Genomic DNA, 26,917 nt, shown 5'->3' with positions numbered 1-26,917 from the left:
GGTCTCCAGAATGAAGGGAGGGGATGTCAGGTCAGCCGGGCCAGGACGGTGCGGCCGTGGGTGCTGAGGGTGAGGTCGTCCTGCTCGTGTCCGCGTACCAGGGAGGTGACCGCCTCGATGGCGCCGAAGGACTCCAGCAGGCGCTGCTCGGTATCGGTCAGCGGCCTGCCGTAGCCGGCGAAGAACGCCTTCCGGAGCTGGGGCGCTGCTTGCCATCGGCGGAACTCGAGCCGCGCGAAGTCGCGAATACGGGCGTCACGACGCATGTGCTCGAAGTCGCACAGCCCGAAGGAGGGACCGACGAGCCAGTTCCGGGGCTGGTAGTCGAGGTGGCACACCGCACTGTCCATGAGGGTGCTCGCCAGGACGTCCGCACTGTGACGCAGGCGGTTGTGCTCGGCCGTGGAGATGAGGTCGGCCCGGTCCGCCCGGGCGATCCACGAACCCAGACGCTGTGCCAGCTCCACGCCGATGGCGCCGGAGTACGGCAGCACAGTGGCGCGATGGAGAAGTCCCAGCACTCGCCCGGCTACCTGGTGGGCGTCCTCTTCCTCTGCCGATCCCGGAGATAGCGTGTCCGCACTCAGACCGGGGAAAGCGGTGAGCAGCAGCGTGCACGTTGCGGCTCTGTGAGCGACCACTGTGGGAGCGCGGCCGTTCAGGTGGGTCACCCACGCGCCGTAGGCGTGCACCTCCCGCAGGTACCGCTCCCGGTCGCTGTGCTGCTTGGCGAAGAACTCCCGTCCACGAGTGTCCGCCAGGCGCAGAAGGCGGGGTGGGAGCGTGGGGTCGGCGAGAACCCGGACGGCTCCGATCGTGTCGCGGGCCAGTTCGATGCGCGGGTCGTCGAAAGTCGCGATCACGAGCCGGTCTCCGCAGCGGTCAGGGCCGTCAGATGCCCGGTGTCGTTGTGCCCGTCGAGCGTCCAGCGCCTTTGTCCCAACCGGTTGAGATGGCGCTGCCACCGCGTGATGGAGCCGTGGGACACGGCGAACCCCGCCGGCGAACCGATCGGAACTCCCAGGAGCAGGGTGTTCGCGGCGATCACCGTCTCGCCGTGGGCTGCGAACAGGATGCGGTCGCCCTCATGCTGATCGAGGAGTCGCTGGAGGAAGCCCCCAGCGCGCTTCAGATAGCCGTTCCAGGTGTCGGATCCCTCGGCCCACGGTGTGTCGGGGTGGGCATGAGGCCCGCCGTCGGCAGCATCCTTCACGTCCCGCCAGGGCAGGCCGTCGGCGGCGCCGTGCACCGGACCATCGAGGCGCTCGTCCACGAGCATTGGGATCTGGAGGGCCTGGCTGATGATCTCGGCGGTCTGGCGTAGGCGGATGCGCGGGCCGACGTAGAGCGCGTCGAAGGGCTTCTCCTGGTGCTCGGCGGCGAGCCGTAACGCGACCCGCTCGGCCTGTGTGTAGCCGAGGTTGGTCAGTCCGGTGCAGGTGCGCGGCCCTCCGACCACGCCGTCGATGTTGCACTGGGCCTCGCCGTGGCGGACGAAGACGAGTTCGGTCGTGATCATGCGGAACCTCGGGGTCGGTGATGGCCGGGGAGCCAGCCATGGCGGTAGCCGTTGCGCCCGGCATACGGGGCCGTGAGGACGGCGTGCAGCGCGACGAAGTCGTCGAGCCGTTTACGGCCCGTCCCGCCGAGTCGGACGTCGTGGCATGTGGCGGCTCGGTTGTAAGCCGTCAGGGCCTCGGAGATGGCACCCTCCGGCAGCGGACCGTACGTCGCGACCAGCGTCACGATCAGCTTGGCAAGGTCGTAGGCCAGCGGGGCGAGTGTGAGGTCGTCGGTGTCGACCGTGTAGACGGCACCGGTCTTCGTGATGAGGAAGTTCCGGGGGTTGCTGTCCTTGTAGAAAGCGGAGGGCCCCTCGGCGGTCTTCTCCAGCAGAGTGAGCATCGCGTGCAGGGCGCCCTTGTCCGGCAGATACCCCTGCTCCAGGCGCCGCTGTAGGGCTGTTTGCCGGGGCCCCAGGTAGTCGCCGAACGTGGTGCCGTCCTGGAAGCGGTGCGGCGTGGTCAGTGGGGCCGACCTGAGGTCGCTCGTCCAGGCGGCACCATGGGCATTGCCCAGCAGCTCCGCCAGGAGCGGCATGTCCTCCGGTCGGGCCGGCCTGCCCTCGACGCGTTCGAACGTCACGCTGGTCGACTCGACGGCTGTCACGGCCGGCTGCCGGAGCGGAGGCGCGTGCTCGGCGATCCAGGTGTGGTGCCGGACGGCAGCAGTGGCTCGTTCGGGAGTCTCGAAGTGCTTGACGAAGCAGCCGGCCGTCATGATCGACCCCCCGTCGGCCGGGCCACGACGAACGTGACGACGGACCGTGTGGTCAGTGGCCGATCGGGCAGGATGTCGCGCAGAGCTGCTGCCACTGCACCCGGGTTGCCGTACAGGCCGGGAGGCAGGTGGTACTTCGGGTTGGTGGCCAGGTACTCGGCCACGTGGTCGTGGCCGTCGAAGGTGAAGCTGTGCTCCTCGTCCTCGGTGCGCAGCACGTCGAGCGACGGGGAGACCAGGCTGGCGAGGTTGCCGCTGTGCGCCGAGACGTAGAGGCTCTCGTGCCCGGTGGCCCGCAGATCGAGACCGGCAGCGGCGACCAGCTCGTCCATCTCCTGGTAGCTGTCGAGGTCCTTCGTGACAAGCACGGCCAGGCCCTCGGGGCGGAGGACTCGGCCGAGCTCCGCGATTACCTTCTGCGGGTGCGTCGAGTGGTACAGACAGAACGCGGCGACGGCCACATCGCACGAGCTGGTCGGCAGGGGGATCTGATGGAAGTCACCCCGGAGGAAGCTCAATTGGAGGCCGGGCACGTGACGGGCGCGTCGGCGAGCCTGCTCGATCAGAGCCGGGGCGGCGTCGAGCCCGATGACGTGTCGCGGCCGGAGCTGCTCGGCGAGAGCCATGCTGCTCGTGCCGCGACCACAGCCGACGTCCAGCACCAGACCGAGACGACCCGGTCGTTCGTGGTGCGCTCGCACCAGCTGGACGATCGCGTCCGGTACGGGCCGACCGGAGGTTTTGGCCCGCAACAGGGCGTTGGATCGTCCGGTCAGGCGGGAGGCGTGGCCGTACAGCTCCGCCTGACGGCTGGGGTCGAGGAAGGGGTTGGTGATGTTCACTCCGCGCCCTCCCCTCGGGGGCGCGGAGTGCTCAGCGGTGCTCGGCGGCGACCTTCTGCAGCCAGCGCCGCGTCTGACCTCGACTGGTCAGCAGCACCACTTCGGCCCGGCCGGAGGCGAACTCCTCGATCTTGGACATGACGCGCGGGCGCATCTTGCGGCGGTACGTCGCCACGTACTTGATCACGCCCCAGTTGATGCGGTTGTGCACCCCGTTGCCCTTGTGCCCGGCCCCGTGCCGGATCTGCCGGGAGAAGATCCCGTACAGCGCCGCCACGGTCGACACGTCCATCAGGACCACGGTGTCGCACGCGTCGAGTCGGATCTGCAGCGTCGAGTTGTAGTTCCCGTCGATTACCCACCGCGGCTGCGCGACAAGTTCCCGCTGCAGGTCGGCGAACTTGTCCAAGGGCAGTGCGTTCCACTCGTCGTCGTAAAACGCGGCGTCCAGGTGCGTCACCGGGGCGTCGAGAATCCTGCCCAGCTCGCGCGCCAGGAACGACTTGCCGCTGCCTCCGCAGCCGACGATGGCGACCTTCTTCATGGTGCTCCAGCGTAGAGTCGATCGGATGCCCGGCCGGACCGCCCGGCGGGACACGTTCGGATGATCCAGGCATGAGGGCCTGGATGGTCAGCTGCATCAGGCCGCTCCCCGCTCCACCGCGACGGGGCTTGCGGCCGTCTCCAGGACGGCCTCCAGAGCATCGACCTGCCTGCTCAGCCGGAACAGGTCCAGGCGATCGAGGCACGCAGCGATCAAGTCCGCGTGCTCCTGGGTGCCGGCGATCCGCTGGAGGTAGGACAGTCGCTCGATCGCCTCACGGCCCGACCTGACAATCAGCTCCGTGGGCACGAACCGATCGACGTGCAGGATGTCAGCCGGGGTGAGCGGGAGGCAGCCGGCGAGCACCGCCTCGAAGATGCGCTGCGTCATCTGCCCGACCACGGCGTACCGCTCGGGCAGCATGAGCACCGTGGCCAGAGATCGGCCGTAGACGCCCCGAGCAGCCTCGAAGGGGATCCTGCCGAGGAAGCGGACGTGCGGCCAGCGGCTCGTCCTCGTCCACTTGCCGGCGACCAGGTGGTCGAAGCACGCGGCAGCGGGGGAGAAGAAGCGGTCGAAGTGCTCGTCCCGGTCGTACTGGTTGCCGACGTACCCGAGCACGATGTCCCGGCGCTTCGAGGCCAGTGCGGCCGGATCCGCCTGGTCCAGGAGGCGGTCCTCGACCGGGAAGAGCAGACGGTGGGCGCCCGGCGTCGGTTCGAGGGCCGCTTCGCACACCGCGGTGCGCGGGGAACGCCGCCACATGCTTTCGGGCCGGAGCTTGCGATCCTTGTCCCAGATCGTGGTCGGCGTCCCCCGTCGCACGGTGTACCGCATGATCAGCTCGGCCTGGCGATGCAGGTCGCAGGTGTGGTCCTCGACGTCGCACGCGGTGGTGTTGCGGCCGTCGACGGCCCAGCGCCACTCCAGGAACAAGGCGTCGATGTCCGGCAGGCCGGAGTCGAAGACGTAGGCACCGCCGAGGTCGTCGCCGGCTTCAAGCAGGTCGCGGTTGGGCTGCAGGAAGACGATCTCGTGCCCGCGGTTGAGGAGGGCGTCGATCAGAGGGCGACGGTGGCTGCGGCCCCCGTCCGGTGTGTCGGCGATCCCGTTGCCGAGGAATCCCCAGAAGCTGTATCCGATCTTCACTTGGTGATCCACCGCCCTTCCAGCAGCAGGGCGTCCAGCCCGGAGTTGACCAGGCAGTCCAGGGCCATGGCCGGCGTCCCGCAGATCGGCTTGCCCTTGACGTTGAGCGAGGTGTTGATCAGCACCGGAACCCCCGTGCGGCGGGCGAAAGCGCTCAGCACCTCGTGCATGAACGGGTTCTGCGACCGGGCGACGGTCTGGAGGCGTGAGGTGCCGTTGGCGTGGACGATGGCCGGCACGCGTTCGCATGCCTTGTCGGTCACGCCGGACGCCATCGACATGTACGGCGCTTCCTGGCCCAGGGTGAAGAACTCGGCGGCGCGCTCGGCAAGGACCATGGGGGCGAAGGGGCGGAACGGCTCCCGGAACTTGACGGTCGCGTTCAGCCGCTCGACGACCCCGGGCTCCAGCGGAGAAGCGAGGATCGAGCGGTTCCCCAGGGCGCGGGGTCCGGCTTCGACTCGGCCCTGGAAGAGCCCGACGATCATGCCGTGGGCGAGCTGGTCGGCGAGGAACTCGGCGGTCTCGACACCCAGCGTCTTCTGCTGGAGCTCGGGCCACGGCGTGAGGTCGAGGGCCTGGTACCGGTACGACGGGCCGACGTAGCAGGCCCGGGCGACGCCGGACACCGGCCGTCGGCTCGGGCTGTCGGTGTGCACGGCGATGGCGGCCCCGATCGCGGTCCCGGCGTCACCGGGGGCCGGCGGGACGAAGACCTCGTCGAAGATGCCGGCTTCGATGATCCGGCCGATGCTCACGCAGTTCGTTGCCACTCCGCCGCCGACGCATAGACGGCGCGATCCCGTGATCATCCGCGCCCGGCGGGCCATGTGCAGCATCACCTGTTCGGTGCGCTCCTGGAGGGCCGCGGCAAGGTCGCGGTGGACATCCAGGAGCGGCTCGCTCGGGTGGCGCTCGGCGCAGGTCTCGGCGACGAAACGGCGAGACGTCCTTGGGTAGCCGGACGTCAGCACTCGTGGGGGGAAGTAGGCCGGGTCCAGGAAGAAGCCGGTCGGCGTGGTGCGGACGGCCGAGGCGAAGAGGTGCCGGAATCGCTCGGGATCGCCGAGGGCGGCGAGCGCCATGACGGTGCCCTCCTCGTCACCGCGGCGCCACCCCAGATGCTCGGTGACCGCGCCGTACACGTACCCCAGTGAGGCGGGATCGTTGATCGCTTCCAGAGTGCGAGTGGAAGGGCGGAGCGCGTCAAGCCCGCGCGCGATGGTCGTGGTCTGCCGCTCGCCGAGGCTGTCCACGACGAGGACGGCGGACTCATCCCAACCGGACGCAGCGAAGGCCGCCAGCTGGTGCGCTCTGTGATGCAGGACGGGCGAGACGCGGGCGGTGGGGAATTGCCGGCCGAGGGCGCGCGTGCGCAGCTGGGTGCGCATGGCCACCTTGGCGAATCCGCGAGCCCGCGGAAGCGCGCGGTCGCGCGTCGTTGCGGACAGCGCCAGGCGCAGCGCTGCCGGGGACTCGACGAGGTAGCGGGCGGGCTGGAAGTTGTACGCGATGGCGTCCACGTCGGCGGTGGAGAGCCCGGCCTCGCTCAGCAGCCACTCGACGGCGTGGCGCGGGTACTCCTTGGTGTGCTTCTGCTGGGAGAGCCGCTCCTCCTCGACGAAGCCGATCAGCTTCCCGTCCACCAGCAGAGCGGCGGAGGAGTCGTGCGTGTACGAGCACAGTCCGAGGATCACTGAGGGCACACGGGTGACGGCGGCCATCACCTCGTCCCTGCCTTCTCACGCGCCGGGGAAGTCCTGGTCCGGCTGCTCAGCTCGCCGTACCAAGCGGCGAGCGCCTGACCGAGAGGTCCCTCGATCTTGTCGGCCAGCCGTCCCGCGTCGTCACGTCGGCCGTCCTTCCAGAGCCGATAGCTGCGCAGCGTCTCGGCCATCGTGTCCCAGCCCGGGTGGCCGGTCACGTCCCGGTCCCGGACCTGGTCGAGGAGGCTGTCGAAGCCGTTCCACGGGGTGGTGAGATCCGGCATCATCGCGCTCGCGGTGACCGAGGACAGCTCGTCGGCCTGGCCGAGGTGGTTCTCGTAGATGTGTAGGGAGCCGACGTGGTGGTGGAACTCGCCCAGCTCGGCGCCGAGCCAGCCGGCCACCAGCTCGTGCAGCGTGGTGTAGAAGAACAGGTCGTACGGCATGCCGATCCACACGTCCTGCCCGCGCATCGTGGTCGACATGTGCAGTCGGCCGGCGCGCAGGTAGAAGCGGAAGCCGAGTGTGCAGGGCACATCCTTGTGGCCGGCGGCGTCCTGGGCCGGGTCGTAGAGCTGGATCAGGGCCCTGCGGGAGTCGGGGTCCTCCTTGAGGATCTCGACGACGCGGCGCAGCTGGTCGACCGTGCCGGCCCACCTCCGCATCCGCGGCCCGTACGCGCCGCGCAGGACACCGTCGTCGGCGTACTGCCGAAGGCGCGAGTTGTAGTCGAAGATCCACGGGGCGTCCGAACCGGAGAGGTGCCAGACGGTCTCCGCCACCGCGAACGCGGGATTGATGACGCGCGCCGGAGGCGCGTACAGCAGGCGGGCCCGCGGCTGCGTCAGGCGCATGTGGACGTCGAGAACCTCGCGGGTCGCCATGCCCCGCGGGCTGGTTCGCTCGCCGGACTTGGCCAGGGCGACGGCACCGACGAAGAGCTCGGCGACGCTGTCGGCGGTCAGGTGTGTCATCGGGCATGAACTCCTTCGCCCTGCGGCAGACCGGAATCGGTGCCGTGGGCCTCGTCGTGTACAGGGGTGTGGCGCATGGCGTGGCCGGCGCGGCGCAGGATGAGCTGTGCGACCTGAGCGGCGCTGTCGCCGCGCCAGCGGCACACGCCGTCCTTCGCCGTCTGAGTGGCCGGGTGGTGAGGATCAGGGATTTCGGAAAGCGCCTCGACGACGTCGGCGGAGCTGGTGCAGCGCCGCGCGAGAGCGTGCTCCGCGAGTCCGAGCGTGCGCTCTCCGGGCGAGCCGATTTCGAGGACCGGCACGTCGAGCAGGGCCGCCTCGATACCGCACGTCGAATAGGCGCTCGCCAAGGCGTCGGCGGCGGCGAGAAGGCTCCGTGCGCCGACCCTCGGATCGGCCAAGGCCACGAGAGGCTTGCCGTCCCGCCGGAGGAGCGAGGCGAAGACGTCGACGCTCTGCGCGGGATGCGGGGCGATGACGAGCCCCCAATCGCCATCGGCCCTCCACAGCCCGTCCAGGAGAAGGTCGGCCTGGGCCGCGAGCCGAGCGGGGCCGAAGGGCTGGCAGGCCCACACCGCGATGTGAGTGGGGCTCTTGCGTGTGCCAGAGGCCAGCAGGTTCTCCAGGTAGCGCCGTTGAGCCTTGCGGTCGAGTCCGGCGAGGGCATCGAACCGGGGCTGGCCCAGGACGTGGACCTCGGCATGCGGATGGCGCGCCCAGGCTTTCGCGAGCGGGACGTCACGCTTGCCCATGACCACGATGTCGCGGCTGTGCAGTGCCGGCCACGCAACCGACTCCGCCGTCCACGCGCCGTGCTGGACGTGGACCGTGTTGATGCCGTGGCGGCCTGCGGTGTGCACGGCGAGTGCGCCCAGGGGGCTGGTGTCGTTGCTGACCAGCACCGTGTGTGGCTGCACCGTGGAGAGGACTCCGTCCAGCCACGTCTCCGTTCGGATGACCGACCGCCATGATGGCTGGGTGCATCCCCCGCTCGTCTCCAGGACTACCGACACGAGCCGCACCAGTCGCGCCAGGTGAACGCTGTGCTCCTCCACCTGGACGACGTGATCGTCGTCCGGCAGGCGGAGGCGGTCCACGTTGCCGGAAACGTTGAGGAGTGCGGCCGGGGGCGAGCAGAGGCTCACGCCCTCGGCTTCGGGGACCGGGCATCGATCCGCCGGATCGGTGGCCAGGTCGATCACGAGACTCGTCCGGCCGACGCGTGCCAGCTCGCCGAGGACGGGGCGCAGGGTGCCGGCGTGACGGGAGGACCACGACAACGCGACGACGTCGGTCTGCGGAAGTTCCGAAGGAGGTGGACTCGGCGCCGCAGTGGCCAACGAGACAGGAGGAAGGCCGCGTAACTGCGCTGAACGCAGCGGGTTGTACGGCGCTGCGGCTCCCAGTACGTAGGCGACGCCGGACCATGTGACGGTGTAGGCCCGGTACTCCCGGGAGCTGTTCGACCGTAATCCGACGAAGCCCTCGTACGGCGCCAGCCCCAGCGGTCCCGGTGTCTTCGCGAAAGGCTCCCAGGTGCTGAGAGCCAGCAGCTTGCGTACGAGCTGTGTCACCAGGCGCCGCGTCGGCACATGCTGCGCGTACAACCATCCGGCACCGCCTGGTGTACTCGCGAGGTCGGCGCCGTACGCCTCAAGCTCCGTCATCACGTGGTCGACCAGTGTCTCCACGCGGTGCGCGTCGAGCGGCAGGGCCTCCAGATCACCCGTGGTGATCCCATCGGCCCGCATGCTTTCGAGGGCACCCTCGCCGACCAGCGCCCAGAGCGGCCGGCCACGGAACTCGGTGTGGACGATGCCGAGAGCGCGCCCTCCAGGAGTCTTCACAGCAGGCTCCCTTCAAGGAACGGAGCCCTGTGGCCGGCGGTTGCGAGGAACCGCAGAAGGTCCTCCGGGGAGTCGGCGACCTCGGGGGTGGGGGTGCTCGGGCGGCCGTAGCCCCAGCCCGCGTGCACGAACGCGACACCGGCGCGGTGGGCCGCTTCCTGGTCGACCGCCATGTCGCCCACGTACATCGCATCGGCCGGGTCGGCGCCGACGTCGATCAGGGCGAGCAGGATCGGGTCGGGCGCCGGCTTGCCACGCCCGACCCCGTTCGGCGTTCGCACGGTGGCGAACGGGACGCCGAGCTGGGCCAGGAGCGGGGCCGCGCGGTCCAAGGGCTTGGACGTGACGATCCCGAGCAGCCAGCCGGCGGCGGCGAAGGCGTGGAGTACCTCCGCGACGCCCTCGAACTGCCGGGCGAGGTGAGAGGCGGCCGTGGACGCCTCTGCGTACGTCCGGTGAATCAGTTCGGCGTCCACGAGTCCGAGCTGCTCCATGATGTCGCCGAAGGGCCGGCCGAGGTGGCGCTCGTATGCCTCGAAGGGCACGTCGAGGCCGTGAGCTTGCTGGACTCGACGCCAGGCGCTCTCCATGACGGGGCGCGTGTCGACGAGCACACCGTCCAGGTCGAGCAGCAGCACGCGGGGTGCTTCGGAGCCGGGTTGCGACCACCTCCTGCTGGCGTGAGGTGAGGTCGGGGGTGTAGGCCGTGATGGCATGACGAAGATCTCCAGGGGAGTGGGGTCAGGAAGAGACGGTGGCCTTGTGGCGCCGCACGAAGGCGATCACCCGCTTACCGCTGCCGTCCTCCTTGGGACAGGCGGTCCAGGCGGCGGCCGTCGCGGCGACCAGGCACAGGCCGCGGCCACTGGTCGCGTAGAGGGAGGCAATCCTTGGGGCTGGGGGCTCCGGGGAGTTGTCCTCCACCTCGATTCCCACGACGTCGGCCTGGACGGCAAGAGTCAGCGTGATCTCATCGGCCTGCTCGCCCCCCACCCCCGGGCGAACCTCGGCGTTCTCTGCCGGAGCTCGACCGTGGCGCTCGGCGTTGGTGGTGAGTTCGCTGACGATCAGCACGGCGTCGTCCATGAGGTCCTCCGCCCCCCACGCCCTCAGCGTCTGGCGGGTGAACGATCGGGCCCTGCCCGGTGCCCGGTCGTTGGCGACCAGGGTCAAACTCTGCTGATGCTCGGGGGCGTTGATGACGCTTCCGAGGCTCTCGATGGGCTCCATGGTCGCCTTCTCACAGCTCGTGCCGGAGTCCCCGAAGGACTCGACCGGCGGTGGTGTCGGAGGTGTCGAAATGGCGGAAGTTCTCGACCAGCACGGCAGCCGCAGGAAGGTGGCTGGCGCTCGGCTCCGCTGATGCGGAGGAGCGGGAGCCGAGGCTGCCCGGAGCCGTCCGGGCATCGGCACGCGTCGAGTGGCTGGGAATCACCGGATTCCTCTCGGGCAGCGGCAGTTGGTGGTTTCGTTGACCACGAGCGAACCGTGAATCCCATGGAGTCGGTATCTCCGGACGGCGCCGGAGGCCGTCAAACCCGTCAAAGATCGTTTTGGTGAACCGAGGTAGACGATGGCGCGCGAGCGGAACGTGAAGCTGGCCGACGCGATCGCGGAAACGGGCTGGTCGCAGCCCAAGGTCGCGGCCGCCTTCGTGAGGGTGGCGGCCGAGGTCGGAGCGCGGGAACTCCTGGGAACGAGCCGCTCGCACATCGCCATGTGGGTGGCAGGGACGCACCCTTCGGGCAGAGCGCCCGCTATCTTGTGCGAGACGCTGTCCCGGCGACTTCAACGCCCCGTCACGCCGGCCGAGATCGGACTTTCGACGCCCGGCGGAAGCGCGGCACAGGCATCCGAATGGCACGTGGATACGCTGAGCGCGCTGGTAGACCTTGGGAGGAGCGACGTGGACCTGGAACGCCGCCAACTGCTCGCAGGCGCTGCCTACTCCGTGGGCGGGCTGGCTCTGCCCGGGCAGCAATGGTGGGACGAGGCCCCTCAGCGGGCCAGGTCTCGCCACAGCGCCACGGGTCGCAGAGTCGGGCTCGCCGAGGTCGGCAACGTCCGTGAGATGACGGAGTTCTTCTCCCGGCGAGACCAGCGACACGGGGGGATGGACGGTCGTACGGCGCTTCACCAGTACCTCGTGGACGACGTTGCGAGGTACGTCGGCGGGGTCTTCACCAGCGAGGAGACGCGTCGCGACCTCCTCGCCGCCGCCTCCGAGGCGGTGTACGTCGCCGGCTGGATGAGCTTCGACGCCTCCCACCACGAGGCCGCGCGACGCTACTTCAGCCTGGCGCTCAAACTGGCGGCCGAAGCTGACGACGCGCCGCTGGCGGGACACATCCTGAGAGCGATGGCGCACCAGGCGACCGACCTTGGGCACCCGCAGGCGGCCGTAGACCTCGCCACCGCTTCCGTGGAGCGCAAGCGGTACACCCTGGCAACGCCCCGCGAGCGGGCTCTGCTCTGCGTGGTGCAGGCGCGAAGCCTGGCCGCGAACGGGCAGAGGCAGGAAGCGATCGCCGCGCTCCTCCGGGCTGAGGACGATCTCGCTACCGCGGCGCCCGGTGACGGAGACCCGCATCGGGTCTGGTTCTTCCAGCGAGCTTCCTTGGCCCACGAGACCGCCCGCACGCTGTGGACGCTCGGCGACCTGGAAGGGGCGCTCAGGGAGTTCGACAACAGCGTCCTGACCAGGAAGGCAGACACCTTCAGCCGAACCCACGCCGTGACGCTGGGCTACATGGGAACGGTGCAGGCCCGAAAGGGCAATGTCGAAGCCGCCTGCACCACGTGGGGACAGGCCCTGGACGCCATGGAAGGGGTCCAGTCGGGTCGGGCCCGCGACGCCGTCGTGAACATGCGCCGGGTGCTCTCCCCCTTCCGTCACCGCGGAATCAGCGCGGTGACGGAGATCGACGAGCGCGCCAAGGCCGTACTCGAACGAGTAGCCTGACGGCGTCATCGCGGCGAACCGAGGCACCGTACGAGTGCCCGAATCGCCCTGCTGCGAGCCGAGAAGAGGGAGTCCGTGTCCACAGGGTCCATCGAGGTTCCGGTGATCGCCGACGTGGTCGGAGGGCACACCGGGAAGCTCGACGACTTCAAGGGGGGAGTGGAGTCGATCATCCGGCTTCGTCCTGAGTTCCCGGTGGAGACGCTGCAGGGGATCGAGGAGTTCTCGCATCTCCAAGTCACCTGGTTCTTCAACCTGGGCTCGCCCGAGGACGTCGCACTGCACGCGCGCAGCCCACGCGACAATCCGGGGTGGCCGGCGACCGGCACCTTCGTGCACCACAACCATCGGCGCCCGGCGAGGCTCGGCGTCTCGTTCCCGCGGCTGCTCCGCGTGGATGGACGCGACCTGCACGTCACCGATCTGGACGCGGACGAGGGCACGCTCGTGATCGACCTGGTCGCGGTTTTCAAGGAGTTCCTCCCGCGCGGTCCCGTAACGCAGCCTTCGTGGCCCGGCGAGATGTTGACGGACTACTGGCGGGATGCAGCCGAACGTTGACGGGGCACCGGTGCCGGGCCGGATGCTTGGTCTGACCAGCCGGGTCTTCATGGCGGTCGGTACCTGAACGAACCGGTTCTGGGAGGCGTTCACGACGCGGCACCCCCTGCGGCAGGTGCCGGCGCTGAACCACTCGTCGCTGTGGACTGAGCGCCCCGGACGAGGAGGATCTGCGCTCCTGCGGCGGCGAGTCGACTCCGACGGTCAGGCGCAATGTCCCTGGGCCCCAGGTGGGACGGTGCGGGGATCACGATGCCGTACGGTCGCGTGACCGCGAGTGCGTCGAGCATCCCGACGAAGGCCGAGGACGTCGAAGAACAACGTTCCATGTACACGGCGGCCAGGGTCAGTTCGTGACGACGGCAGTAATCACTGATCGTCGTCGCCAATGCCTGCTGCCGGCGGGCGGACACTCCCACGAGCCGGAGGAATCCGAACACGAGCGGTCCCGTGACGTTCCGCTGCTCCGTGAGGAGTTCCATGATCATGACCGTCCATTGGGCTCGGGTGAAGTGACACTCCGAGCCTGGCCGTGACGCGGCGATCGGGGAATCCACGCTTGTCCCACTTCTGTCCCACAACTGCCCCTCCCGCCGTGGTCCGCGTGCTTCGATGGCAACGGAAGGGAGAGGCAAGTGGCGACCGTTCACGAATGGACCGGGCTGGAGGCGCTTGCCCTCCGCAAAGCCCTCCGGTTGAGCGTGCGCGCCTACTCCGAGCACCTGGGCGTTGCGGTCAACACGATCAGCAACTGGGAGAAGCACCGGGCTACGCGGCGCCCCAACACGGAGAGCCAGGCCATCCTCGACACTGCGCTGGCCCAGGCGGATGCCACGACTCATGTCCGATTCGAGACGGAGCTCGCGAAACTCGGCGAGGGAAGCGCCCCCGCCTCGAGCGTCGCGCGAGTCACCATTCCCCGTCCGCGGGCATGGGAGTACGAGTCGTGGTCCGAGGACATCGAGCGCACCGTCGTCGCTCTGTCACACCAGAACTTCGCGTTCGCCACCGACCTGCTTCACCGGTGGACGTCTCGCTACAGCACGTCAGACCTGGATGAACGCGGCTTGTACCTCTTAGCCCGGGCTACTGCTCTCCAGGGCGACCTGAAACGGGACCAAGGCGCCGTCGTCGGGCCGCTCTCGGCCCAGCGCTCGTATGCCGGTGCCCGCTCGCTCTACACACAGCTGCAGATTCCGCGCCGGGTGGCGCAGCTCGACCTCTCGCTCGCGGTCGTCACCGAGATGGCCGGCGATCTGGAGCCTGCGGCCCGTCAGTACGAGGACCTCGCCGGCGACGAACGCCTCGCAGCTCGCGACCGGGCCCGTGCCCGTCTGTGGGTGGGAACGGCGCTGAGCAAGGACGGGCACCACGACTACGCGGCCCGCGTGATGGAAACGGCGATCCGCGAGTTCGAAGACCTCTCCGAGCAGGAGGACTGGTCGGTCGCCCAGCAGAAGCTCGCACTCGCCCACCGTGGGGCAGGCAACCTCGACGCCGCGCTCCGCCTCATCGACGTCGCCCGCAGCACGGGCGTGACGGAATCCCCCATGCAGCGGGTACGCCTGGACACCGCGTACGGCCACATCCTGCTGTCCGACCCGGCCACCCTGGATGATGGGTTACACGTCCTCGATGACGCCGCCAAGCGGGCGGCCCAGTACGGGCTCACCCACCAGCTACGCAGCATCACGGACATCCGGAGGACGGCCGACGGGGCATCCAGCCCCACACGACGGTGATCAGGGAGACGAGCGCGTGACCGACAACCAGCCGGCCATCAACGAAGAGCAGATCCACAACGCCAAGCTGGTCTGGGACTTCCACCAGATGCGACACGACGTCCGCCCCGTCGACGTCGCGATCGGCCTCGGCAGCCACGACCTCGGGGTCGCCGCCTTCACAGCGGAGCTCTACCGCGCTGGCCTCTTTCCCACCGTGGTGTTCACCGGCGGCAACAGCCCCACCACCGCGAAGGTCTTCCCCCGCGGAGAAGCCGTCCACTTCCGCGAGCACGCCCTCACGCTCGGAGTCCCGGACAGCGCGATCCTGGTGGAGCCGAACGCCGGAAACACCGGCGAGAACATCGACTTCTCCCGGACGCTGCTCGCCTCCGCCGGCATCCACCCGAAGTCCGTGCTCCTTGTCTCCAAGCCATACATGGAGCGCCGCTCCTACGCCACGGCCCGCAAGCTCTGGCCCGAGGTCGAGGTGACCTGCGCCTCGGAGCCCATGGAATTCGACGACTACCTCAAGAGCATCGGCGACGAAAAGCTCGTCATCGACATGCTCGTCGGCGACCTCCAGCGCATCATCGGGTACCCGACGCTCGGTTTCGCCATCGAGCAGCATGTCCCGGAGGACGTACATGGCGCGTACGAATCCCTCGTCCACGCCGGCTTCACCAGCCGACTCATCGGCGCCTGATAAGCCCCCGCCGGGCGGCCTGTGCGCCATTCACCAGCCCAACTTCTTCCCCCGGCTGAGCACCCTCGCCAAAATCTTCGCGGCGGACTACTGGATCGTCCTGGACGACGTCCAGTTTGCCCGCCGCGATTACCAGCACCGAGCCCGCCTGGGCAGCACGTCCGACCCCGCGCAGCGTCAGTGGCTCTCGATCCCCACGCACCTTCCGCGCGGCCGGTCGACCCTGGTGGGGGAGGCGGTGCTGGTCGACCCGGAACGATCCCGCCGGCGGGTCATGCTCATGCTCGCGCAGCACTACGGGGACTGCAATGACTGGCCGCTCTTCCGCCACGAGCTGGAGTCCGTACTGCTCCAGTTCAGGCGTACCGGCCGGACGGCGGATGTGGCTGAGGAGTCCACGCGGATCCTCCTCCGCCTACTGGGGTGGAGGGGCCGCGTTCTGCACAGCAGCCGGCTCTCCGCTCGGCCGGAGCGATCGCAGCGTCTCGCCGACCTGGCCGCTGCCATCGGTGCCCGCGGATATCTATGCGGTACCGGTGGCATGCGATACCTCGCAGTAGCGCCGTTCGCGGCACGGGGGGTGTCCGTCATTCCCTTCCTCACGCCGGAGGCCGGAATCTGGGAGGACAGCCGTGAGGTGAGCGCCGTGCGCCCCCTCATGACCTACGGCATTCGGGCCGTCGCAAGGGAGCTGCACGCCGTTGCATCCCGGCGGGGACCCTCCTTTCGCTCTGTGTAGAGCGCCTGGCGGACGCAGTTCGCCTCTGCACCTCGGCGGGCCGCTGGGGACCAGGCTTGGGGACCAGTGCGCAGTACACAGATCTTCTGCAGCATGTTCCTCATCCTGCTTGGCGTGATGACGTGGCGTCCACGACAGGCTCGCCGCGGCGAGCCTTCCTGCGGGAGTTTTGGAGTTGCAGGTCCTGGCTCACGAACGCGGTCGGGCTTCACGCTCCTCGCTCGGTGTGCTCGGGCCCTTCCAGGTCTGGCTTCTGCCGATGCTCGCTGATGGGCGAACCGCCTATGGGCGGAAAGCGCCGCGGCGAGGCGCTCTCCGAGCGCGCCCAGGACGTTGGCGACGCCCGTAGTCAAGCGCCGTCAGCGGCTGAGTCGCCACCGCCGGGTGCTCGGCCCGTCGGATACCTGCCCCCCGAGCAAGTCGTGCAGTCCGGGCTCATCGTCCCCCAGACCGATCTGTAGCTATGGGCTACATCCTCTACGAACCCCTGTCCGGAGAAACCCCCTTCACCGACAAGCTGAGTGCGGTCTTCTACGACCCTCCGGTCCCCGCAAAGGCGGTCACCATTGTTGTCTCAGCGTGGCTCGGCGTACCCGTCCAGGCCGAAGGGGGCAGGTGTCAGCGGCAGGCCGTCATCGGGTGTGTCCGCCAGGAACATGCGGAACTGTTCGTCGTCTGCCGGCCTCAGGATGATCTCCTTCTCGACTGCACCTGCGTCCAGAGCTGCGAGTGCTGAGAGTCCGTCCTGTGCCACCACGCGTGTGTGGAACATGCAAGCAGTTCCGAGGTCGAGTGATCGACCCGCGATCTGAACGGCGCAGTCGGGAGTTGTCAGGCGTACGGATTGGGGGCTTCCGCGGAGTAGCTGCCGCATGGCTGGATCCTCCGCTCCGGTGACCGTGAGGGTGAGCGTGCGCGAGAAGGGTGACGCGACGCATCGGCCGTCGACCAGCAGCCGGGCCATCCGCAGGGCGATCCGGTCCACAGCCGGAAGTTCGAAGGGCACAGGGAAATACTGCTCACAGTGACGCTGGACAACGTCGAGGTCCTCGACGAACAAATGCAGCTGCTCCAGTCGCCGCACGACGTCGTCAGAAGCGGCACGTGAGAGCCGCCCTGCCCCTGCGGTGCGGCCATCCACGGTGACCTGGAAGCCCCTTCCTTCAAGGAGGCGCCGCCGCAGCCGCAGGGCCTTCATCGCATCGTGCGGTGCGAGGCCCTCGAGGGAGAACGTGTAGGCAAGCTTCGGGGGGATGGCGTCGTCGAAGGGATTGAGAATCCGGATCTGGCCACCTGGCACGGCGACGTCGATCGAGCGCCCCAAGGTTCCTGAACCCAGGCCATTGAGCAGTCCTGCATACGATGCGGTCACTCGACCCTGGCCATCAACGAAGGCCAGCTCGGCCGGTGTTCCAGCTCCGGGGACTGGACCGGCCGGCCTCCACGCCACCTCGACGTTCTTGAACGTCTTCGTCAGCCAGTCCGGACCGCTGATCGTCAGGCGTTTGACGGCCTCTGGTGGCAGGACGACCTCCTCGGCGACGCCGTAGCCAAACGCCCTTGTCATGGCTGAGGAGAGTTCTGGCGTCAGGCCCTGGGTGCGCCCGGCGAAGGTGAGACTGATCGGGCTGACTTCGTGAGCACGCGGGTGCTTGCCCCGTAGCGTCTGGATGACCTTGTCGCCCTCGCGGGCGAAGTCCATCGTCCAATGCGGATCGACCTCATCGGCCACCCGGCCAAGCTTCTTCAGTCTCTTGGCAAGGTCTCTCGGACCTCGGCGCAGGATGGCCTTTTCTTGGCCGTAGACCTTCGCTGCCTCAAGCAATTGATCGCGCGTGAACGATGCCTCGATGTCACTGTGAGCGGCCAGCCGGTCGTCCAGCTCGGCCCGGTCCATGATCCGCACCTTCACGTTGCGTTCCTCCGAGAGCCCTTCGACGAAGGCGCGCTCGGAGTCGGTGACGGTACACGGAACGACGAGGATCCACTCATACGGATCGTGCTCGATGGCGCGCTGGAATGATTCCTTGATGGAGGGCCGACGCCCCTTCATCGACGTGGCGAACCCGTCAGGGTAGTACTTCAGCTGAAAGATACGCAGACGGTTGCCGCTGACCACTCGGATGTCGATGCCCCGATCGCCACCCCGGCCGTTGACTGCCTGCACCACCGCAGTGTCGTCATACAGGCGATGGACCAGCGCCTCCACGATGCGGTCGAACCGCGGCTGCCCGACCCGATCCCACTCGACGGCCATATGGTCATACCTCCAGTGAAAATCCACCAGAAGGATGACACGCGGCACTGACAGTCATGCCGACCCTGACGCACCGCCTTGGAGACAGCGTGCCGCTCGCTTCGGCACCGTGGCCCCTTCGCCGATGCGCGGAGCTTTTCGGTTGTGCGCCTTTCGGCTTCAGCGTCGACCGACAGTCCCCGTCGCTGACACCGCTATCCAATGAAGGGCGGACAGACGATACCAGCGGTCTGCGAGGGCCGTGGCGCTGCTCGCGGGCGGTGGGGGTTCGTCCCACGAGGGCTGCCTCTCTGGTCCCGCGACCGAAGGTGGCGCGCACCGCGCTTGGGGACCAGTTGGGGACCACACGGTGTGCGCGACGGTGCACGACGGACCCCCACCCGCACATCCTGCGTCCGGATTAAGTCCGCTAAATCCAGAAAATACCCCCGACTCTCACTCCTGGGGGTCAAGGGGTCGCAGGTTCAAATCCTGTCGTCCCGACTTTTCGAAGTCGCAGGTCAGGGGCCGTTTCAGAGAGATCTGAAACGGCCCCTGACTCGTTCTGGGGGCCACTTGGGGACCAGCGCACTTGACCGGGGCGACGCGCACCTTGACCGGGTCAGGGCGCGCGTCGGGCAGCGTACTCACGGGCTGGTCTGCAGCCGATGGTTCGAGCGGGTCGGGAAGGTCGGCGGCGACGGGGACGGCGGCCGCGAGTTGGTGCGGCTTGACGACCGGGTCGTGGACCAGCCCCGCCTCGGCCACCGCGATCAGCCCGCGCCGGACGTCGGCGTGGAGCAGCCAGTTGGGGTCGGGCTCTTCCTGGACCTGGTGACGTATACCCACCAAGCGATTCGCGCCTGGGAGTTCGCGCAGGCGGGCGAGGGTATCGGCGACGTCGGGGCGGTCAGGTCGGTCCAGCCGACGACGCCCGCCACCAATGAGTCGGTGCCGCCTAGGGCAAGGAGCTCAGGGGTTCCTCGGCCACCGTGAGAAGCTGCGGTGCAGTGGCGCGAGGGCTTGGCCGGTGATCCAGGGCTGATCGCGGACCGGCAGGTCCCACACGTGGTAGGGGGCGTCGGTGATCGTGGGTGTGGTCACAGCTGCCACACGACCGGCAGACCTGCTGCTGCGTCATCGGCGGAGTAGTCGTGGACGACGTCCGGCAGGTCGGCCACGCGAGCCTGCCAGGTGATGTCATCCTCACCCGTGAGGGTGACCGGCGGTGCGAAACGGTGCTCGGCGTTGTCCTCCTCCTGCCCGCGCAGGAGGGGACGGCCGGCTCTCTTCCGGTGCGGGACGATCAGGCCGGTGCCGAGGTAGGCGCCGTCCGCGATGACCGTCGTGCTTGCCGCCAGGGCGGGCAGGTCCGACTCGCGCCAGACATGTGCGTCTGCCTTGTTGCCCGGCGCCGGCCGGCTTGCCGCGACGACCAGGCGGGTGTCCGCGTCGATGATGACCTGCACGTTTGCCGAGAACCGGTAGTTGCGGGACGAGGCGCCTACCTTGCGGTCGCGGACCGGGATCAGGGTGCCGTCCACGATCCACAACCGTTCGGTGTCCGCAACCGGCCGCGGAGCCCGCTCGAGCGCCAGCAGCGGACGGAGCCGCTGGATGACCCGGCAGACCGTGGCGGGCGAAATACCGAACAGCGGCGCGAGCTGCCGCATGGTGAGATTCGTGCGGTAGTACACGGCCACCAGCAGCACCCGGTCCGCCAGCGGCAGACACCACGGCCGGCCGCCACCGGGTCCGTTCCCGCCTCGTTCGGGCACCGCCTTCACCAGCTTCGCGAACCGCTCCATCCGCAAGCCAGTGAACGTCTCCACCCACACCGGCTCAGCCCGCAACACCCCACCCATACAGGCAAAATGCCCAGAACGAAGCCTTCTGCAACACCCTTTAGGCGAACCGAGGCGGGGCTTCCTGTTCCGGAGGGTCTGCCGTCGGACTCGGACTCGGGCTCGGAGTCGCGGCGGGAAGCCGACTGTCCCCACCGTAGAGGGTCAGGGCGGCACCGTATTCCTGGCGTAGCTGCTCGAAACGGCCCGGGTCGACATGCTGGCCTGTGGCTTCCCCGAGGAGGCGATGGTATCGACTCAGGTTGTCCAGCCGAGAGCTCAGTCTGATGGCGGACCGAACAGGGCGTCGCAGCCACCAGGAGCGGATCCACTCGGCCGGGCGGGCGACCAGCGCCTCGGCGTAGCCGCCCACGTCGAGCGGATTGGCGGCCGCGTTGACCACGCCGGGCACGATGTCGATGAGCTGGTCCACCGTGCCGGCCGCGGCCTGGTCGTGCGGGTCGAGGTCGCCGCGCAGGGCGTCCAGAGCCGCGTTGAGTCGATGACGGGCGGCCTTGGTGTCGCCCAGGGTCGAGCCGGGCTCAAGAGACTGCTGGAGCTCGGCCAAAACCCGACGGAGTTTGCGGTGCTGGTGGCGCAAGTCGTCCACGGCCATGGCGATGTCGCCGTGTGCGCGGAGGTGGTTGAGGAAGAGAGCCAGCGCGGGCGGCAGGTACAGCGGGGCCGGGTTCTCGTCCTCGTACACCTCGGCCACGGTCGTACGGAAGGAGTCGGCGACGACCTCGTAGACGCGGTCCTGGACGGTGCGGCGCACGTGATCCGTGATGAGGTGGTAGGCCGGTAGCCGGTGGAGGGACGGCAGGAACGGAATGCGGAGATGGGCGGAGACGCGCCAGTAGACGAAGGTGCGCAGATGCGAAACGCCTCCGTATATCGCGCCGCTGTGGAAGTAGCCGATATTGGTGAGCATGGTCCAGCCGAGCGTGCGCAACGGATCGGACTGGAGCTCGGGGCGCGAGGACCAGATGCGGCCGGCGGAGAGATCACCCTCCACCTCGCCGCGCATGACCGAAGCGATCCCCCGGCCACGAGGATTCGTGGGACCCCCGGACTCGTCCGGGTGGGCGAGCAGGAGGCGGACACTGTTGGCCACGTCTTCTCCGGACGCGAGTCCGCGTGGGCTCCAGGACTCCTGGAAGGTTTCCGCGTCGCGCAGGAACCCGGTGAGTTCGTCTGCGACGCTCGCTGAGAGAGCGCGGGTGCCGACAGGTCGAAGGATGCGACGGTCGAGCAGGACTTGTCGCAGGGGCAGCGTGTCGGCGTCGTGTGGAAGCTGCGCGTCGAGGACGTAGAGCTCGTCGTAGAGCAGCAGCGCGTCAAGCAGCGTCGCCAAGTGGACCAGACGCTCGGCCGTGTCAGGCGTCCTCGCCAGCGGGTGACCCATCCGGATCCGGGGCGCGTCAGCGCTCAACAGGAGCCGTGCTGCCTCACACAGCATCGTCTGGTCGATCAGCACTCGACTGGGCTTCGAGGTTCCCACGTCGTCTCCCCCTGCGATGACCGGCCGGACTCACCCGCCCATCATGCACGATGCATTCCCGCTCAACTCGCAATTTGGCGGGGCGTGTTCGCCGTCCTCGACAGGCAAGCAGCACGAGGGGAAGCGGTGTTGACGGATACCTTCTGTCGTCGCCGCGCATGGCCAGACTCGCTGCCGTGACAGCCTTGACCCCCGCCACGCCGAGGTTGTGCTCCATGCCGATCCCGGCGCGTTCTCGACCTGCTCAGAGGTGCCGCCAAAGGCCTCGGCGAGGGGCGCCGGCCGCCATCGAGCAGGCCGAGCCGGCTTTGTCCCGGCAGCCGACCTCGGCGCCGGAGATCGAGGCCCCAGCACGGTCGTGGCGGCTGGAGGGCTGCGCGGAGGCGGCGGATGTGGTCGCGCGGTGGTCGCAGCCACACGGGCCGGTTCGTACGGACCGCCGTCTGCTGGGCGCCGTTGGGGACGTGGGCGAGCTGTTCGAGCTGTTCGAGCTTGAGGGTGCCGAATGCGGGGACCAGGTCGTTGCTACGTAGTCCTGGTATCGGGCCATCGTCGTCGGCTTCAGTACGAGCGTCTTCGCTGCCAGCCACGTGTCCAGGTAGGCGGCGACGGTCTGGTTCGGGTCCGCGTCGAATCCGCCGGCCTCACCCTCGAGGAGCCGGCGCAGTGCCTCTTCGGCCGAGTCCTGGCTAGTGAAGCCGCGCCGCTGCACCGTCGTTCTGCGGTGCTCTGGGGCGGGGACGTCGACGGCGAATCCCCAGGTACCGTGGGTGCCGTCGGCGATCAGGTGGGGGCAGCGGGCACCGAGCCAGTGGCGGTGGGTATCCCGGCAGCCACAGCGACGGTAGACACGGCCGCGGCCGGCGCTGGTGCGCATGGTGATCGCCTCGACAGGGCGGCGCGGCCCCACGTCTCCGCAGAAGCCTGCCTGCCCGTGACGATGCCCAAGGACCCTGCCCCCCCGGCATCGTCACGCCGCGCCGGCTCCGTCAGGGGCGGCCTTCCCAGGGCGGCGGTCCGACCTGAAGCCGAATCTGCTGGTCCCGGTCGACCAGGCTCACCACAGTCCCTTCGACTGTTTCGCCGACCTCAGGGAGCGGTGCCGGGCTTTCATCGCCCGGACCGCCCGGGTTGTACGAAACGATGTCGACGAACCCCTTCACCGCGGATGCTTCCTCCAGTTCGAGGAATACACCGAAGGGGAAACGGGCCTTGACGACGCCCCGCGCGGTGGAACCGACGGGGTATCTTTCCTTGGCCTTCTGCCACGACTCTTCATGGGTCATCTGTGTCGAAACCTCGGGTACTTGTTGAGCTCTTCCACCACGGTGTTGGGTATCTCGAGCTCCGTCAGGGGGCCGCCCTCGTAAGGGCGCTCGTACTGGGCGTAGCGTGCATCGTAGTCTGCCCTCGGAATCCTCACCTCGATGATTCCTTCGCCGTAGTGAGGCGCGTACTTCTCGGCGAGCTCCCGTTCCTTCGCGAAATAGACGAGGCCGTTCATGTAGGGATCGTCCGGGCCGCCGGGGAAGTTCTCCTCCAGGTATCCGTCCCTCTCCTGGGCGTCGCCCTGCCCCCTTTGCGGCGCCTTCCAGAGCGACTGCGTGTCGTCGTCGCATTCGGGTGCGAGCCCGAGGTGGTCGCTCCACGTGTGGGGATTGTGGACGTAGACCGACGGGTTCGGAGCGGGGGCGAGGCCGAGGGGATCCGGGGAGAGATAGCGTCCCGTCTGCGGGTCGTAGTGCCGACGGAAGTTGTGGTGCAGACCGGATTCCGGATCGAAGTACTGACCGGGAAATCTCAGGGGTGTGTACGCCGTACTGTCAACTGCCCAGGTCGTGCCGCCCCACAGCGTGCTCCGCGTGCGCCAGGCTATGTCACCGTTCTCGTCGACCAGTTCGCTGGGGGTACCCACGAGGTCGGTCACGATGGCGAAGAAGCGGGTGTCGACCTCGCTCTGGGGTGTGTCCCGCCCGAGGATCCGCTCGGTCTGGGCGAGGGGCCGCAGACCGTCGTGATCCCAGGTGAGAGTGACCGGGTGCGGCAGGAAGTCCGCCCGGGTGGTCTGTTCGCAGAGCGTGCTGCCGTCCCAGCTGAAGTCGGTCTGCTCGACGATGCTCGCACCGTCCGCGGCGATGCGTTGTTTGGACATGCGCCGTCCGACGGGGTCGTACGTGTAGCGCCACCGGTCGCCGTCGGGTGTGGTGACAGAAACGAGGCGGTCCTCAGCATCCCAGCCGTAGCGCCACGTACTGGGCTTGCGCGAGAGATGCTTCTGCTGGCGAAGGACGACGCGCCCCTGTGCGTCGTGTTCGTAGCGAACGTTTCCCGCCTCGACGAGACGTGTGCCGGAATAGGTGCGGCGGCCGACGGCCTCATGGCCGGGATGGGAGGCGGGCCAGGAGGCCTCGGTCTGGCCGCCGGTCTCGTCGTAGGCGTACCGTTCAGACCATCCCTCGGCTGTGACGGCCGTAACCTTGCCCCCGGCATCGAGGTCGAAGCGGCGGCTCCCCGAGAGCCGGTCGTCGACCGCGACGAGATGACCGTCCTCACGGTAGGCGTACGTACGGTGCTGGGCCAGGCGACCCCGACCAGTGACCACCTGCACGGCCACCCGGCCCTGCACGTCGAACTTCTGGGTGACCGCGACCGACTCGCCGATGTGACGGGCCAGTTCGCGGCCGACCGTGTCCCGCTCGAAGGTGATCGTCCGCCCGCCGGTCCGGAGGGCGGACCGGCGGCCTGCGGCGTCGTAGGTCCAGCCGGAATGGGCGCCCGTGGGCGTGGTGCGCCCGCTGCGCCGGCCGGCCGCGTCGTAGGCGAAGGTCGTCGTCCTGCCGTTGACGGTTTCCGAGAGGACACGTCCGCTCAGGTCCCAGGTGCGGCTCAGTTCGGATTCCGGGCTCGTGATCCGTGCCATGCGCCCGGAAGCGTCGTAGGCGTAGGACGTCAGAGAACCGGAGGCGTCCTTGCTCGTCACCTGCCCGAGCTCGTTGTAGGCGAATCCGACCCGCTGCCCCGCACCGTTGAGGCGTTCGGTCAGGCGCCCCGCGGCGTCGTAGCTGTAGGACAGCACACGGCTGTCGAAGTCCGTCTCCGAGACGAGTCGGCCCGTGCTGTCGTAAGCGTACCGCCAGGTCAGGTGCCGAGGATCGGTGACCGTCGTGAGGCGGAGTTCGGTGTCGTAGGCGAACTCGTACCTGAGGCCGTCGGGTCCGGTGCGCGCGGAGAGCCTGTCGAAGTGGGTGTACTCGAAGCGGGAGATCGCGCCCATGGCGTCCGTGTAGGCGACGCAGTTGCCCTCTCCGTCGTACGTCCAGGACTGCTGCGTGCCGTCGGGCTCGACGCGGCGGGCAGGCCTGCCCCCGACCGTCCATTCGAGGTGCGTGGTCGCGCCGAGCGTGTCCGTGATGCGTACGGGACGCCCGAAGGAGTCACGCTCGTACCGGCTGCGTCCCTGGAGCGGGTCGGTCACCATGACCGGGAGTCCGGCGCCGTCGCACTGCACGTGGGTGACGTTTCCCAGCGCGTCCTCGACGGCGGTGAGCCGCCCTGCCCGGTCGTAGGTGAACAGGGTGGTGGCGCCGGTCGGGTCGGTCTCGGCCGTTCGGTTGCCGCGGTCGTCGTAGGCCAGTGTCCGTACGACTCCACCTGGCGCGCTGACCGTGGTGGGGAGGTTCCGCTCGTCGTAGGAAGCCGTGGACGTCTGTCCGTCGGCCCAGGTGATCCTCGTCCGGTTGCCTTGCTCGTCCCAGTCGTAGGTGGTGGTGTGGCCGAGAGGGCCGGTGACGGACAGGAGGCGGTCGTACCGGTCCCAGGTCCGACGGACCGTGTGGCCCAGCGCGTCGGTCTCGGAGACGACCTGGAGCCGGTCGTTGAGGACGTAGACCTTCGTCGCGCCCGTCGAGTCGGTGAACCGGGTGATCCGATCGCCGGTTTCGGGGTGCGTGTCGTAGGAGAACGTCGCGGAGAGGCAGCCGTCGGGGCCGATAGTGCGCACGACGCGGCCGGCGGAGTCGTAGACGTAGCGGTAGGACGAGTCGTTGCGGTCGGTCCAGGACGTGATCCGGCCGTCGGGGTCGTAGCTGAGCCGCAAGGACAGATCGGAGTCGTTGAAGACCTCGGTGAGGTGGCCGTGCTCGTCGTGGCCGAAGCGCATGACGGTGACCGGTCCCGCGGGTGTTCGCAGGGCGAGCGCGTGAACGCGGGCGTTGTCGGTGGTGACCTGAACCGTGTATCCGCCGCTGTGTGTCACGGCGGTCGGGGAGCCGTCGGGGCGGCGGGAGAAGGCTATGCAGTTGTCGTTGCGGTCCCTGATGGCAGTGAGCCAGTAGCCGATGGAGGGCTGATAAGGGCTGCCGGTGAAGGATCGGGTGAGTCCGGTGTGCGGGTCGGTGACCTGGTAGGTCGTCCGGTCCTCCTCCTGTCCGCCGTGGAGCAGTGCGAGGCGCGGGCCCTCCAGCGGCAGGACGGGCTCGCCGCCGGGCACGGGCAGGTGCGGGTAGACGAGGAGGGAGCCGTCCTCGCGGGCCCAGACGGCGCCGGCACCGCTCGGGTCGAGTTCAAGACGTTCGTCCAGGGTGGAGGCCCAGCTAGGGCCGAACCATTGGCCGTAACGGTAGTCCGAGAGGTGCGTGCGGCCGAGGACCAGGGGGAGGCTTCCCGGCAGGGACAGGTCCGTCTGCTGCAGAGTCATCTCCCCGGTGGCGACGTCGACCGGGTCGGTCTCGCAGGTCTTCTTCCTGAGCTCGATGCCGTTGCGGCGCGGATCGGAGGCCGCGTCCCTCAGCGGCTCCGGCCTTGTCCGCGCCGTGCCGAGGTCGTCTCGCTTGCGGTTGCCGGTGTCAGGCTTGCCGCCGCTGCCGTTGTCGTGGTCGCCCTTGCGCTGGCGGGCGATGCGGGCGGCCGTGTCGTCGTCGTTGTTCTTGTGGTCCTTGGAGATCTGCTTGACGGCCTTGGGCAGGGTGTCACCGATGTGGTCGCCCATGGTCTTGGCGGACTTCACGAGGGCGCCCATGGCCTTCTCGATGACCGGGTCGAGGGCGTCGGCGATGTCGTCCCGGCCCTTGTTGCGGCCCTGATGCCCCTTGGCCTTGGTCAGCTTGCCCGCGGTCCTGCCGTGGATGCCGGCGCTCACACCGTTCAGCCGGGTGCCGGCCTGGTCGTGCTCGTCGTGCTCGATGTGGAAGCCCTTGCCCCCGCCACCGCCACCGCCGGCGGAGGCCAGCTTCAGGCCCTCCTTGGCGCCCTGCACCCCCTCGTCGAAGCCGTCCTTGCCGGCCTGCTTCGTCCGGTCGAGGTCCAC

At 68.7% G+C, this 26,917-nt stretch carries 21 protein-coding genes and 2 pseudogenes; 5 read left to right on the top strand and 18 right to left on the bottom strand.

Annotated features, from left to right (window positions below; genetic code table 11):
• Nucleotides 1-26: 26 nt before the first annotated feature.
• The 11 genes from IE237_RS36910 to IE237_RS36860 form a co-directional block, all read right to left on the bottom strand.
• A complete protein-coding gene (locus IE237_RS36910; protein WP_189806568.1) occupies nucleotides 27-863 on the bottom strand; it encodes an aminoglycoside phosphotransferase/kinase family protein in 837 nt (278 codons plus the stop codon).
• A complete protein-coding gene (locus IE237_RS36905) occupies nucleotides 860-1,519 on the bottom strand; it encodes a histidine phosphatase family protein (RefSeq protein WP_189806567.1) in 660 nt (219 codons plus the stop codon). The genes IE237_RS36910 and IE237_RS36905 overlap by 4 nt, the downstream gene beginning before the upstream one ends.
• Nucleotides 1,516-2,280: a phosphotransferase gene (locus IE237_RS36900; protein WP_189806566.1), complete on the bottom strand. Its 765-nt coding sequence runs from the start codon at nucleotides 2,278-2,280 to the stop codon at nucleotides 1,516-1,518. The genes IE237_RS36905 and IE237_RS36900 overlap by 4 nt, the downstream gene beginning before the upstream one ends.
• Nucleotides 2,277-3,122: a class I SAM-dependent methyltransferase gene (locus tag IE237_RS36895; RefSeq protein ID WP_189806565.1), complete on the bottom strand. Its 846-nt coding sequence runs from the start codon at nucleotides 3,120-3,122 to the stop codon at nucleotides 2,277-2,279. Before IE237_RS36895 ends, IE237_RS36900 begins: the two co-directional genes overlap by 4 nt.
• Nucleotides 3,123-3,153: 31 nt before the next feature.
• Entirely contained in the window at nucleotides 3,154-3,666 is a 513-nt protein-coding gene (locus IE237_RS36890) for a P-loop NTPase family protein (protein WP_189806564.1), read from the bottom strand.
• Between the two features lie 96 nt (nucleotides 3,667-3,762).
• Entirely contained in the window at nucleotides 3,763-4,815 is a 1,053-nt protein-coding gene (locus IE237_RS36885; protein WP_189806563.1) for a glycosyltransferase family protein, read from the bottom strand.
• A complete protein-coding gene (locus IE237_RS36880; RefSeq protein ID WP_189806562.1) occupies nucleotides 4,812-6,539 on the bottom strand; it encodes a carbamoyltransferase family protein in 1,728 nt (575 codons plus the stop codon). Before IE237_RS36880 ends, IE237_RS36885 begins: the two co-directional genes overlap by 4 nt.
• Nucleotides 6,539-7,495: a thymidylate synthase gene (locus tag IE237_RS36875; RefSeq protein ID WP_189806561.1), complete on the bottom strand. Its 957-nt coding sequence runs from the start codon at nucleotides 7,493-7,495 to the stop codon at nucleotides 6,539-6,541. The genes IE237_RS36880 and IE237_RS36875 overlap by 1 nt, the downstream gene beginning before the upstream one ends.
• Complete coding sequence (locus IE237_RS36870; protein ID WP_189806560.1) at nucleotides 7,492-9,342, bottom strand: hypothetical protein; 1,851 nt, start codon at nucleotides 9,340-9,342, stop codon at nucleotides 7,492-7,494. Before IE237_RS36870 ends, IE237_RS36875 begins: the two co-directional genes overlap by 4 nt.
• Nucleotides 9,339-9,980: an HAD family hydrolase gene (locus tag IE237_RS36865; RefSeq protein WP_229843913.1), complete on the bottom strand. Its 642-nt coding sequence runs from the start codon at nucleotides 9,978-9,980 to the stop codon at nucleotides 9,339-9,341. Before IE237_RS36865 ends, IE237_RS36870 begins: the two co-directional genes overlap by 4 nt.
• Before the next feature lie 103 nt (nucleotides 9,981-10,083).
• Nucleotides 10,084-10,572 carry an ATP-binding protein gene (locus IE237_RS36860; protein ID WP_189806558.1) on the bottom strand — a complete coding sequence of 163 codons (489 nt, stop codon included), beginning with the start codon at nucleotides 10,570-10,572 and terminating at the stop codon, nucleotides 10,084-10,086.
• A 343-nt stretch (nucleotides 10,573-10,915) separates the two neighbouring features.
• On the opposite strand from IE237_RS36860, the gene IE237_RS36855 reads away from it, so the two are divergent.
• The 5 genes from IE237_RS36855 to IE237_RS36835 all read left to right on the top strand — a co-directional run bounded on the left by IE237_RS36855 (nucleotide 10,916) and on the right by IE237_RS36835 (nucleotide 16,031).
• Nucleotides 10,916-12,304 (top strand): NsdA family TPR-like regulatory protein, encoded by a 1,389-nt coding sequence (locus IE237_RS36855; RefSeq protein ID WP_189806557.1) that lies wholly within the window; start codon nucleotides 10,916-10,918, stop codon nucleotides 12,302-12,304.
• 75 nt (nucleotides 12,305-12,379) lie between these two features.
• Nucleotides 12,380-12,865, top strand: coding sequence for a TrmO family methyltransferase domain-containing protein (locus IE237_RS36850; RefSeq protein ID WP_189806556.1), 486 nt, complete (start codon nucleotides 12,380-12,382; stop codon nucleotides 12,863-12,865).
• A gap of 635 nt (nucleotides 12,866-13,500) precedes the next feature.
• Nucleotides 13,501-14,607, top strand: coding sequence for a helix-turn-helix domain-containing protein (locus IE237_RS36845; RefSeq protein ID WP_189806555.1), 1,107 nt, complete (start codon nucleotides 13,501-13,503; stop codon nucleotides 14,605-14,607).
• A gap of 16 nt (nucleotides 14,608-14,623) precedes the next feature.
• Complete coding sequence (locus tag IE237_RS36840; RefSeq protein ID WP_189806554.1) at nucleotides 14,624-15,292, top strand: YdcF family protein; 669 nt, start codon at nucleotides 14,624-14,626, stop codon at nucleotides 15,290-15,292.
• Nucleotides 15,234-16,031, top strand: coding sequence for a WbqC family protein (locus IE237_RS36835; protein ID WP_189806553.1), 798 nt, complete (start codon nucleotides 15,234-15,236; stop codon nucleotides 16,029-16,031). Before IE237_RS36840 ends, IE237_RS36835 begins: the two co-directional genes overlap by 59 nt.
• Before the next feature lie 574 nt (nucleotides 16,032-16,605).
• Here the strand turns inward: IE237_RS36835 and IE237_RS36830 are convergent.
• The 7 genes and pseudogenes from IE237_RS36830 to IE237_RS36805 form a co-directional block, all read right to left on the bottom strand.
• Entirely contained in the window at nucleotides 16,606-18,336 is a 1,731-nt protein-coding gene (locus tag IE237_RS36830) for a hypothetical protein (RefSeq protein WP_189806552.1), read from the bottom strand.
• Between the two features lie 615 nt (nucleotides 18,337-18,951).
• Nucleotides 18,952-19,302, bottom strand: a pseudogene (locus IE237_RS36825) (amidohydrolase family protein); the annotation flags it as partial.
• Between the two features lie 65 nt (nucleotides 19,303-19,367).
• Nucleotides 19,368-20,132, bottom strand: a complete 765-nt coding sequence (locus IE237_RS36820; RefSeq protein ID WP_229843912.1) for a transposase family protein — start codon at nucleotides 20,130-20,132, stop codon at nucleotides 19,368-19,370.
• A 40-nt stretch (nucleotides 20,133-20,172) separates the two neighbouring features.
• Complete coding sequence (locus IE237_RS36815; protein WP_189806551.1) at nucleotides 20,173-21,465, bottom strand: hypothetical protein; 1,293 nt, start codon at nucleotides 21,463-21,465, stop codon at nucleotides 20,173-20,175.
• Between the two features lie 295 nt (nucleotides 21,466-21,760).
• A pseudogene (locus IE237_RS41110) lies at nucleotides 21,761-21,967 on the bottom strand (L-serine ammonia-lyase, iron-sulfur-dependent, subunit alpha); the annotation flags it as partial.
• A 634-nt stretch (nucleotides 21,968-22,601) separates the two neighbouring features.
• Complete coding sequence (locus tag IE237_RS36810) at nucleotides 22,602-22,898, bottom strand: RNA-binding protein (RefSeq protein ID WP_189806550.1); 297 nt, start codon at nucleotides 22,896-22,898, stop codon at nucleotides 22,602-22,604.
• Nucleotides 22,895-26,917: DUF6531 domain-containing protein (locus IE237_RS36805; RefSeq protein ID WP_189806549.1), on the bottom strand; the 4,023-nt coding region annotated here is incomplete at its 5' end. The genes IE237_RS36810 and IE237_RS36805, both read right to left, overlap by 4 nt.

This window comes from Streptomyces tanashiensis (assembly GCF_014648895.1).
Classification (GTDB): Bacteria; Actinomycetota; Actinomycetes; order Streptomycetales; family Streptomycetaceae; genus Streptomyces; species Streptomyces tanashiensis.
This window is presented reverse-complemented; position numbering and strand designations above follow the sequence as displayed.